A 10,254-nucleotide genomic window follows, 5' to 3' on the forward strand; every position below is an offset into this window, starting at 1 on the left:
AGAAGCGATTGAAGCAAGAACGCAGGCAATCAGCGGTTATCTGACAAAAGAATTGCAGGATTTGAATGTTGATACAATCAGAACGGATATACCGACCAGCTCCACAGTTACAGATGTGATTGTATGGCATATCGAGCAATCGGGAACGGACACTTTTTCTGCTACCTACGAAGTAGATCAGCAGATAAAAGAGGGAGAACAGACAAGTAATGTCACGGCAACCTATACCGTAAAAGTCCATGTGGACGCTGACGGGGATATGGTAATCGTTCAGAACCCTACCCTTGCACCAGCAATCGAGAAATCAGACTATGAGCCAAAGACACCAGAAGCAGACACAAGCGTAGACGCTGATACTGTCAATGACGCTACCGCATTTCTGGAAACATTCTTTAAGCTCTATCCAACAGCCACAGAAAAAGAACTTGCTTATTATGTGTCTGGAAATGTGATTGAACCTATCGGCAGGGACTATCTTTATTCTGAACTGGTAAACCCTATCTTTACAAAGGACAGGGACAATGTGAAAGTCAAAGTTGCCGTGAAATTCCTTGATAATCAGACAAAGGCAACACAGGTATCGCAATATGAGCTTGTGCTACATAAGGATAGTAACTGGAAAATTGTGGGATAAATCACAAGAAGTAGTTTGCATGTCATAGAAATATGATTTGCAAACTACATTTTCATCGAATTATGTTCACAAATAGTTCTGAATACGCTAAAATAGTAATTCACGCAAAAACCGCAATATATATTAAAACTTGAAGAAAACTATTTATTATAATCTAAGCTGAAAGGAGGGTGCTGTAATGGTCAATAAGGTTGAAAACATTATAACGGTTATCAATTACATAGAAAACAATCTCACAGAAAAACTGAACTTATCCTCTATTGCGATGGGTGTTGGTTATTCAAAATATCATTTGCATAGAATGTTTGTCGAAACTGTTGGATTGTCTATACATGACTATGTACAACGCAGACAATTAACAGAGTCTGCAAAACTTTTAGTGTTTTCTGATAAATCTATTCTTGAAATTTCGCTTATTGCTGGTTATGAAAGTCAGCAGGCATTTACAAATATTTTTAAGCAGATGTATAAGAAAACGCCTAACGAATATCGAATGAACGAAGAATTTTATCCGTTACAGCTTAGATTTGATTTGATACAGACAGTTAAACAAAAATTATCACAACAAGAAATGGAAGAAAATATCAGATTTGCTACAACAACAGATATACCTGCCTGCCTAGAACTAGCTTATTTAGTAATAGACGGTTTTCCAAATTTGAACGAGAATGAATACTTAACAGAATTAGAAAGAGGTATTTTAGAGCAAAGAGTGTTGATTTTAACTGATAATACTATTGCTATTGCTTTGATGTCTATTAACTATCATACGGGAAGTATTGATTTCTTTGGAGTACACCCGTTATATCGTAAATGTGGTATTGCAAAATTATTTTTAGATAAGGTTATGAATGAACTTTTAGTTGATAAAGATATTTCTGTAACAACATTTCGTGAGGGCGACAAAGCTGATACGGGGTATCGTAAGACTTACAAAGAATTAGGCTTTGCAGAAGCAGAATTATTAGTTGAATTTGGTTATCCTACACAAAAATTAGTATTATTTTCAAAAAATGGGGGTAGTACAAATGAATAGTAATCCTCTTGCAAAAGATTTTAATACTGGGTCTTTATTAAAATTTGCTTTCCCGACCATATCCATGATGTTATTTATGGGGCTTTACACAATTGTAGATACCATATTTGTATCACGATTTGTCAATACAAATGCTTTATCAGCAATCAATATTGTTTGTCCCGTTATCAATTTAATAGTAGGATTGGGAACAATGATAGCTACGGGTGGTAGTGCCATAGTTGCAAGAAAAATGGGGGCAGGAGAACCCAAACGAGCAAAACAAGATTTTACACTACTTATTTTATTTGGTTTTATTTTGGGAGTAGTAATTTTCATTCTAGGAATTATCTTTATTGATGAAATTATATATACTCTTGGAGCTGATAAGGTTTTATTTCCATATTGTAAAGACTATTTAACTATTATTTTACTGTTTACACCTGCAAGTATGTTGCAGGTACTATTTCAAAATTTATTTGTAACAGCAGGAAAACCAACTTTAGGACTTGTTCTTTCTGTAAGTGCTGGTGTAATGAATATCGTATTTGATTATCTTTTTATGGTTATATTTGACATGGGGATTGCTGGTGCAGGATTTGGAACTGGAATTGGTTATTTGATACCCGCAATTACGGGGCTAATTGTCTTTTGTAAAAAATCGGGAACATTGTCTTTTGTAAAACCTATTATAGACATTAAAGTACTTGGAGAAAGTTGTATAAATGGTTCATCAGAAATGGTTAGTCAGCTTTCAACGGCAATTACTACATTCTTTTTCAATCGCACAATGATGAATTTATTAGGTGTAAATGGTGTGGCTTCTATTACTATAATTATATATACACAATTTTTGCTTACAACATTATTTATTGGTTTTTCAATGGGGGTTGCCCCAGTCATTAGCTATAATTTTGGAGCAAACAATTATTATGGATTAAAGAAAATATATAAAATCTGTATTTCTTTCATTTTTGTAGGTTCATTATTTATTTTTGCGTTATCCTTTATAAATGGAAATACTTTGGTACGTTTATTTACTGGTACGAATGAAGCGGTATATAAAATTGCAATAAACGGGTTTATGATATTTGTATTTAGTTTTCTTTTTTCGGGTTTCAATATATTTTCATCAGCAATTTTTACTGCATTATCTAATGGTAAGCTATCTGCTTTGATTTCTTTTTTAAGAACATTTGGCTTTATAATGATAGGCTTGTTAATAATGCCACAGTTTATTGGAATAACAGGTGTATGGTTGGCTGTTCCCATTGCCGAAATATTAACACTATGTATTTCATTATATTTGAATTTTCGTCTTTGGCTTTCGTGGAATAATCAGAATAACAGCTATGAAAAAAATACAGAAAGGTTATTATGATAGGTCTAAAAAAACGAGATATTAAAAAAGCTTTGAAAGCAGGTGCAAAGGCTGGCGGTGTTTCATTGGCTGATATACGGGCTGATATTGAAGCAACGATTGATGAAGCCATGAACAGCCCAGACCCAGAGGTGCAGGCAAATTTCAAAAAATATTTTGGTAATAAACGCCCTACCCCAGAAGAATATATTTACAAGATTACCAAAAAGACAAAGATTTGAAAAAAGGCTTGCTCCATACATTTTGTATGATCTGCAAGCCTTAATCTATTTCAGAGGAAATTTAACAGTAAAAGTAGCACCGCCACCAGCAGTATCATTGATAGTTATTGTGCCGTTCAGCATTTGGGTTAATTCTTTGGCGATACTTAGTCCCAGTCCAAAATTTGATTTGTTCGTATGGGACTTGTCGCCACTATAAAAGCGGTCAAAAATATACTGCTTATCTTCATCAGAAATGCCTTGCCCGTGGTCTACCACAGAAAAAGCAATATTCTTTTCATTGGCGATTACTTCTATCTCTATCAAAGAATTATTCTTGGAATGTTGAATGGCATTATCCATAAAGACACACAAGATTTGAAATAGTCTGTCTTTGTCAGTAAGCATGGCAGGATAACTTTCTTCGGATAAATGCAGTTTTAGTTCTAAATTCTGCTTCATGCAGACTGGTTCGTAGGTTTCATATAACGTAATGAGCAAGGTATCTACATTGATTGTGCTTTTATGCAATGTCCATGTTTTTGCGTCAGAAGAAGCTAAAAGTAACATATCTTTGACTAAACGGGATAACCGCATACATTCAAAATCTATGGTCTGTACGGCTTGCCTTGCCTGTTCGTTTAAGGGAACATTATCAAGAAGCATATCCGTGTTGGAAATCATAACAGCAAGTGGAGATTTTAATTCATGGGACGCTGTTGCAACAAAATCTTTTTGGCTTTGCAGTATCCGTTCCGTTGGAGCAAACGACTTTTTCAGCAGATAACGGGTCAGCACGATAACAACGATACAAGCCAAAAACCAGATAAGAAGATAGATAGGCAATGTCTTTTGTAAAATATCCGTCAAACTGGCTGTCTGATAAAGAAAGGTTGCATGATATACGGTATCATTTGCTGTCCGAATGGTAGCAGGAATAACAAAATAAGTATCGTGATGTTTTCCTCTTATTTCCAGAAAACCGCCTTGAGAAGTTGTGTCGCTTTCTGTTCGGGATAATGGCTGTGTGGAAATCTGCTTTTCTACATCATGCAAGAGATTGTCCGCAGGCGTTGGAAATGGAAAATCACTTTGATAAATGGTATTCCCTTTTGTATCGTTAATCAAAGAAAAAATATGATAACTTTTTTCGTAGGCTGTGAGTGATTTATCCATATCCGAAGAAGCACTTTCAACTTGATAAATCAGCAAGGTTGTCAATCTTTGAAACAAGGTGCTTTCGTTGATTTTCTCTGTATGAACTGTGTTCGCAACGACAAAGGAAATCACAAGGGTAATAATCAGCATAACAGAACTTGCAAACAGAATATGAAGTTTTCGGTATAAATTATTTAACATGTTTCTTTCTCCAGTTTGTACCCTGCACCGTAGACCGTTGTTATTTTACATGAACTTTTTAATTCTTTTAGGCGTTTTCGCAGAAAAGAAATGTAACTGTCTACATTGCCAGTTTCTACTTCGGAAGAACTGCCCCAGATTTTAAGGATAAGCTGTTCACGGGAAAATAGTGTTTCTGGGTTCTGCATAAATACAAAAGTCAACTCGGTTTCTTTTGAAGTTAATAAAAGAGAATTATTTGGTGTGGATAAGGTTCTACTGTCTTTATCGAAAGTTAAATCTCCATATTGTAATTTAGACGATAACTGGATATTGGCAGGTCGCCTTGTCAATGCTCGAACTCTTGCAAGCAATTCTTTGATATGAAACGGCTTTACTAAGTAATCATCAGCACCGCCGTCTAAACCCTCAACCCGATTGTCAAGGGTACTCATGGCAGTAATGATAAGGATAGGAATAGATATTCCTTTTCTACGCATAGATTTTATGATTGTCAAACCGTCAATAATCGGTAGCATACGGTCTACAATGGCAATGTCATAAGCATAGTCTGTATTTAAAGCATACAGCATAGCGGTTTCCCCGTCATTGCAACAATCAACCATATAGTTTTCTTTTTCCAGCGAAATTTTTATATTTTTACATAATTCTAAATCATCTTCCAGAAGAAGTATTTTCATAATGTATCAATCCTTTTCTATATAAATTATAGACAGTATAACAGAAAAGTCTGTAAAAATCCTCTAAAAAATGATGATGATTTTCTTACTTTTTTACAGGATTTTTAGAATGGTTTGCTTTTACAATAGGGGCATATCGAACAAGAAAGGTGGAATACAAAAATGAAAAAAACAAACATCAGTAAATTCATAGCAGTTGGATTATGTATCTGTGCATTGACGGGGTGTGGTGCAAGTCCAGATGAGAAACCAGATACGTCTAATCCTATTGTCAATTCTAATACGAATGAAGAAAATGCAAATGGTTCTTCAGAAAATAAAGGAAACGACATATTAGATTCTGCTAATTTGATAGGAAGTGTTTTGGAATTTACAGACAATGGTTGCTTGGTAAATCAAGCAAAAGATATTGAGGGTGGAGCTGGGATAAAAATAGAAGCACCGGGAATGGAAAAAAAAGAGAATGCTGTTTCTGTAACCTATAACCCAGATTGTGAATTTGTCATTGCCACAGTAAATGCACAGTCTGGTGTTACAAATGTAACAACGGGTTCTATATCCGATGTGAAAAAGCAATCTGAAGTATATCTCTATGGAGAGTTTGCAGACACAAATCATTTCAATGCAACAAAGGTTGTCATAGCCCATTGGGAATAGAGGTGTGAAGTATGAAGTTTTATCAACTTGGTTTTCGCTATTTACAGCGAAAAAAAGGGAAAACCATTCTTCTGTTGATTGTTTTGATACTTGTAAACAGTATGATTTTAGGTACAAGCATGATTTTAAGGACTACAAATGAGTCCAAACAAGCCATGCAGGAAAAGACAAACTCTAAGATTGTGGCTGAAATTACAAGTAAGGACAGCAAGATAACAGAGAATGAAGTAAACAAGATTGAAACGCTAGAAGATGTTTCGTCTATCAACCGCATTGGTAGACAAGAGGTATTTCCGAATAATTTTGCTCCCGTTACGCTCAATACTTCTACGAATGAGGAAAATTTGAAAATAGCACTGCTTTCCTATGATGATTTGGAAAAGGACAGCCCTTTTTCAGAAATGCAGTACCGCTTAGCTTCTGGCGATTATATCAAGCGTGAGAAAAAGGGTGCTGTTATCAATGCGAACCTTGCAAATCAAAATGAGCTAAAAGTTGGAGATACGATTGAATTAAGTACAGAAAACGGAACAAAAGTATCTGTTCAGATTATTGGAATTTTCATGTCCGCAGGAAATGTGGAAAAAGACCAGCCGTCAGAAACTACCGCAGTCAATCGAATAGAAAATCAAATCTTTATTGACAACAGTACTTATAAAGAATTGTTCAAAGAAGCTGAATTTGAAAAAATCTGCATTTACTCAAAAAGACCAGAAAAATTAGATGTGCTGGAAACCAGCCTGCAAAAAATATTCGGAAATGATGTAGCACTTAGCACGTCTGATACCCTTTATCAACAGATGTCTGCTCCATTAGAGCAAATCAGTAAGGTGGCAAATCTTATGCTGGTACTTACATTGGTAACTGGTACTGTTGTTGTTTCCCTGCTGTTATGTATGTGGATGCGGACAAGGCAAAAAGAGGTGGCAATCTTTATGAGCCTCGGCAAGACAAAAAGTGAAATTTTCCTGCAAACTTTATTAGAAGCAGGCAGTGTATTTACACTTTCGGTTTTAGGAGCAACAGCCATTGGTAAATTGTTCTCGGGCGTTTTGCAAAACGTCATTACCGGTTCAGAAACAGTAACAGAAAATCTGAAAGTGGTTTTGCAGATACAAGATATTGGAATGTTGTTCCTTTTAGGCGGTGCAGTTATTTTGGTGGCATTGTGCTGTTCCATTCTTCCGATATTACGAGCAAACCCAAAAGATATATTAGCAAAAATGGAGGGATAGTACATGAATTTTTTTGGATTGGCAAGGCGTTCTGTGTTCAGAAAGCCCGTAAAAAGTATTCTCTTATTGTTGATTGTTTTTGCAATCAGTACCTTGCTTCTTGCAGGTGTGGCGAGCAAAAATGCCAGTATTGAGGTGCAGGACAAAACCAGACAAGCCATAGGTGCAGGCTTTCTTTTAGAAAGAAATGCAGAGTACCGAACAAAGCGAGTTCGTGAATACTCAGAAAAGATTGGTAATGATAAGGAAGGTAGTTTTGGTGGCTACCATCAGGAAAAAGAGATTATCAATGGTGTGGAGACTTGGACAGGCTGGACAACAAATGAATTTGAAAGCTTAGATATAAAAGACATTGAGAAATTGGCAAAAGCAAAAGGAATTGCTGATTACAATATTACAACAGTAACAACTCCCGTAAACCCTGTAAATTTCAAAAGGATTGAAGATAAAGATGTAGACCAGAATGCAGATGTTGGCGGTGTAAGTTTAATTGGAAACAAAGATATGAAACTAGACAGAAATGTTTTATCTGGAAACCTGCATATCAAAGAGGGACGAATGATAACCCCAGAGGATAAAGATATGTGTGTCATTTCAGAGGAACTGGCAAAGCAAAATAATCTGAAAATCGGCGATAAGATTTCTTTTAATGATTACCACGATACTGAAAATTCAAAGGTATCAGAAGCTGAGATTGTTGGAATTTATCAAGTGGATCAAAAGATGTCCCCACTTATGCAGGGAGATACTTACCGTTCGGAAAATGTAATATTTACAGATTTGAGATTTCCAGAAAAGGCAGAGGGTGAAACAAGTCCATTATATGAAAGAGCCTATTTCAAAGTGGAAGATGTGGAAGCTTACGACGAAGTAAAAGAAAATCTGCAAAAAGTAGACATCAATTGGGAGCAATATGATTTGATTGACAATAACGGAAATTCCGAAACCATGTCCTCAAACTTCAATGATTTAGCAAAAGTAAGCGAAATGATGATATTGGTAATCTCTGTTGCAAGTTTTGTTATCCTTGTTTTAGTATTTCTGTTCTGGCTGAAAAATCGAGTGCAGGAAGTCGGTATTTTCTTATCTCTCGGTGTTCCGAAATTTAGAATTATCGGACAAATTTGGAGCGAAGCGATTATGATTACTGTTCTTTCCCTTATGTTATCCTTTGCTGTCGCTCCTGCTGTTTCCAAAGTAACGGCAAATTATCTGGTATCACAGCAGGTTCAGCAAATGCAAGAGGAAGAAAAGAATAATGAGGGAAAAGTATCCACAGAATACGTTGCACCAAAGCAGGACGTGCAGAGTATCAGCGTAGAGGTTACGCCAGAAATGTATCTGTTGGACGGTGTAAGTGTTCTTGTGTTGATAACGGCTTCTGTTCTGGTATCTGGAATTGTAATACTAAAGAGAAACCCGAAAGATATTTTATCGGAAATGAGTTAGGAGGACGACGAAAATGTTAGAAGTAAAGAATGTAAGCTATGCTTACAAAACAAAAAAAGATAAAACCATTTTGAATAATGTATCTGCTACTTTCGAGGAGGGTATCTTCTATACCATTGTCGGTCCGAGTGGTGCAGGAAAAACAACACTCTTATCGTTGTTAGCAGGCTTAGACACAGTGGTAAAAGGGACTGTCCTTTGCAATGGCGAGGACATTACAAAAAAAGGGCTGAATTACCACAGAAAGCATAATATCTCATTGGTATTTCAAAATTATAATCTGATTGATTATTTGACAACGGTTGAAAATGTCAAATTAGGTGGTAGTGGAAATGCTGAAAAATTATTGGAAGAAGTCGGCATTGGAAAAGAATACTGGCAGAGAAATGTATTGCAACTATCTGGCGGACAGCAACAGCGTGTGGCGATTGCAAGAGCATTAGCCAGCGACGCTCATGTACTTTTGGCAGATGAACCGACGGGAAATCTTGATGAAACTACCGCTGATGAAATCATTGCTTTGCTGAAAAAGACTGCACATGAATTAGGAAAATGTGTTGTTGTGGTTACACACAGTAAGCATTTGGCAGAAGAAGCCGACGAAATCTTAGAAATTAAAAACGGTGCAATTTCTTTTCTGTCTGAATAAACAAGAATAGTGCCGTAAAGGAGCTGTCATTATGGAATATTTTAGATATACCTCGACACAATCAATTTGACCCTAACGGCATTGTTATAAGAACTAAATACAATACAGTTTCAAAGGCTCGTACAGACTATATGTTTTGTGCGGGCTTTTTTCATACCAGAAAAAAATTTTTTAAGTTTTTTTTGATTTTGGTTACGCTGTCCCCCACTTTCAACGCGGTATATATGAAAAGGGGCAGACACCTCTTTTCGACTAGCGAAAGGAGGTGAGGAAAATGAAACCGTCAGAACTACAAGAAAAAACCTGTCATCAATTCGATTGTGCTATTAAAACAGTTATACGTCATAGAGCGATTGACTTCTATCGAGCGATACGTCGTTCAGAGAAAAAAGAAATGCCATTCGCCGAAATTATGGACGACCTCTTAAATTCCATAGGTACAGAAGATACATATTCTACGGATTATGTTGCAGTATTTGAAGTTTGTGGAGAAAAAGTATCAATCGAAGATGAACAACTGGCTCGTGCATTGAAAGCTATTGAAGAACGAAAGCGTAATATCGTTTTACAGTATTTTTTCATTGGGGACACGGACACTTACATTGGGAAAATGCTTGACTGTTCCAGAGCGAATGTAACGAAGTGCAGAATACAAGCACTAGACAAGTTAAAGCAACTGATTGAGGAGGAAAAAGAAAAATGCCAAAAGAGCTGACACCGACTTTCACGGTTATTTCCAAAGCCTGCGACGGCGACGAAACAGCAATTTCAAAAATCTTGGAATTTTATGACCCATATATCAATCAGTGCTGTATGCGTCCGTTTTACGACGATAACAACAACTTACGTCTTGCGGTAGATTTGGAAATGAAAGGTTTTATCAAAGAAGCGATTATTCGTAAAATCTTAAACTTTGATATTAAACGCTTCTAATTCATATCGGGATTGATTATGCCCGTCTGGTCTTTGACAACTGAATAAAGCAGACAGATACG

General features: G+C 36.2%; 12 protein-coding genes. 10 read left to right on the forward strand and 2 right to left on the reverse strand.

Annotated features, from left to right (window positions below):
- The 4 genes from HMPREF0373_RS04505 to HMPREF0373_RS04520 form a co-directional block, all read left to right on the forward strand.
- The coding region (locus tag HMPREF0373_RS04505) for a conjugal transfer protein (RefSeq protein ID WP_021738448.1) at positions 1 to 634 on the forward strand (634 nt) is incomplete at its 5' end.
- 178 nt (positions 635 to 812) lie between these two features.
- A complete protein-coding gene (locus tag HMPREF0373_RS04510) occupies positions 813 to 1,670 on the forward strand; it encodes a GNAT family N-acetyltransferase (protein ID WP_009264279.1) in 858 nt (285 codons plus the stop codon).
- Positions 1,663 to 3,030: an MATE family efflux transporter gene (locus HMPREF0373_RS04515; protein ID WP_009264278.1), complete on the forward strand. Its 1,368-nt coding sequence runs from the start codon at positions 1,663 to 1,665 to the stop codon at positions 3,028 to 3,030. Before HMPREF0373_RS04510 ends, HMPREF0373_RS04515 begins: the two co-directional genes overlap by 8 nt.
- Positions 3,027 to 3,251 (forward strand): hypothetical protein, encoded by a 225-nt coding sequence (locus HMPREF0373_RS04520; protein ID WP_003431901.1) that lies wholly within the window; start codon positions 3,027 to 3,029, stop codon positions 3,249 to 3,251. Before HMPREF0373_RS04515 ends, HMPREF0373_RS04520 begins: the two co-directional genes overlap by 4 nt.
- Before the next feature lie 45 nt (positions 3,252 to 3,296).
- On the opposite strand, the gene HMPREF0373_RS04525 is transcribed toward HMPREF0373_RS04520, so the two are convergent.
- A complete protein-coding gene (locus HMPREF0373_RS04525) occupies positions 3,297 to 4,589 on the reverse strand; it encodes a sensor histidine kinase (protein ID WP_009264277.1) in 1,293 nt (430 codons plus the stop codon).
- Complete coding sequence (locus tag HMPREF0373_RS04530) at positions 4,583 to 5,269, reverse strand: response regulator transcription factor (protein ID WP_009264276.1); 687 nt, start codon at positions 5,267 to 5,269, stop codon at positions 4,583 to 4,585. The genes HMPREF0373_RS04525 and HMPREF0373_RS04530 overlap by 7 nt, the downstream gene beginning before the upstream one ends.
- Before the next feature lie 162 nt (positions 5,270 to 5,431).
- Between HMPREF0373_RS04530 and HMPREF0373_RS04535 the strand changes: the two genes are divergently transcribed.
- From HMPREF0373_RS04535 to HMPREF0373_RS04560, 6 genes are all read left to right on the forward strand, one after another.
- Positions 5,432 to 5,926 carry a hypothetical protein gene (locus HMPREF0373_RS04535; RefSeq protein WP_005342377.1) on the forward strand — a complete coding sequence of 165 codons (495 nt, stop codon included), beginning with the start codon at positions 5,432 to 5,434 and terminating at the stop codon, positions 5,924 to 5,926.
- Between the two features lie 11 nt (positions 5,927 to 5,937).
- Complete coding sequence (locus HMPREF0373_RS04540; RefSeq protein WP_009264274.1) at positions 5,938 to 7,161, forward strand: ABC transporter permease; 1,224 nt, start codon at positions 5,938 to 5,940, stop codon at positions 7,159 to 7,161.
- A gap of 3 nt (positions 7,162 to 7,164) precedes the next feature.
- Entirely contained in the window at positions 7,165 to 8,610 is a 1,446-nt protein-coding gene (locus tag HMPREF0373_RS04545; protein ID WP_021423053.1) for an ABC transporter permease, read from the forward strand.
- Between the two features lie 13 nt (positions 8,611 to 8,623).
- On the forward strand, positions 8,624 to 9,259 hold the full coding sequence (locus HMPREF0373_RS04550) for an ABC transporter ATP-binding protein (protein ID WP_021738449.1): 636 nt from the start codon (positions 8,624 to 8,626) through the stop codon (positions 9,257 to 9,259).
- A gap of 274 nt (positions 9,260 to 9,533) precedes the next feature.
- On the forward strand, positions 9,534 to 9,974 hold the full coding sequence (locus HMPREF0373_RS04555; protein ID WP_003431889.1) for an RNA polymerase sigma factor: 441 nt from the start codon (positions 9,534 to 9,536) through the stop codon (positions 9,972 to 9,974).
- Positions 9,959 to 10,192: a helix-turn-helix domain-containing protein gene (locus tag HMPREF0373_RS04560; RefSeq protein ID WP_003431885.1), complete on the forward strand. Its 234-nt coding sequence runs from the start codon at positions 9,959 to 9,961 to the stop codon at positions 10,190 to 10,192. The genes HMPREF0373_RS04555 and HMPREF0373_RS04560 overlap by 16 nt, the downstream gene beginning before the upstream one ends.
- Positions 10,193 to 10,254: the final 62 nt, after the last annotated feature.

The organism is Eubacterium ramulus ATCC 29099 (assembly GCF_000469345.1).
Lineage (GTDB): Bacteria > Bacillota > Clostridia > Lachnospirales > Lachnospiraceae > Eubacterium_I > Eubacterium_I ramulus.

Bases quoted from the DNA above. Each gene is read 5' to 3' on its own strand.
- HMPREF0373_RS04510 (WP_009264279.1), top strand. From the start codon at position 813: ATGGTCAATAAGGTTGAAAACATTATAACGGTTATCAATTACATAGAA.
- HMPREF0373_RS04515 (WP_009264278.1), top strand. From the start codon at position 1,663: ATGAATAGTAATCCTCTTGCAAAAGATTTTAATACTGGGTCTTTATTA.
- HMPREF0373_RS04520 (WP_003431901.1), top strand. From the start codon at position 3,027: ATGATAGGTCTAAAAAAACGAGATATTAAAAAAGCTTTGAAAGCAGGT.
- HMPREF0373_RS04525 (WP_009264277.1), bottom strand. From the start codon at position 4,589: ATGTTAAATAATTTATACCGAAAACTTCATATTCTGTTTGCAAGTTCT.
- HMPREF0373_RS04530 (WP_009264276.1), bottom strand. From the start codon at position 5,269: ATGAAAATACTTCTTCTGGAAGATGATTTAGAATTATGTAAAAATATA.
- HMPREF0373_RS04535 (WP_005342377.1), top strand. From the start codon at position 5,432: ATGAAAAAAACAAACATCAGTAAATTCATAGCAGTTGGATTATGTATC.
- HMPREF0373_RS04540 (WP_009264274.1), top strand. From the start codon at position 5,938: ATGAAGTTTTATCAACTTGGTTTTCGCTATTTACAGCGAAAAAAAGGG.
- HMPREF0373_RS04545 (WP_021423053.1), top strand. From the start codon at position 7,165: ATGAATTTTTTTGGATTGGCAAGGCGTTCTGTGTTCAGAAAGCCCGTA.
- HMPREF0373_RS04550 (WP_021738449.1), top strand. From the start codon at position 8,624: ATGTTAGAAGTAAAGAATGTAAGCTATGCTTACAAAACAAAAAAAGAT.
- HMPREF0373_RS04555 (WP_003431889.1), top strand. From the start codon at position 9,534: ATGAAACCGTCAGAACTACAAGAAAAAACCTGTCATCAATTCGATTGT.
- HMPREF0373_RS04560 (WP_003431885.1), top strand. From the start codon at position 9,959: ATGCCAAAAGAGCTGACACCGACTTTCACGGTTATTTCCAAAGCCTGC.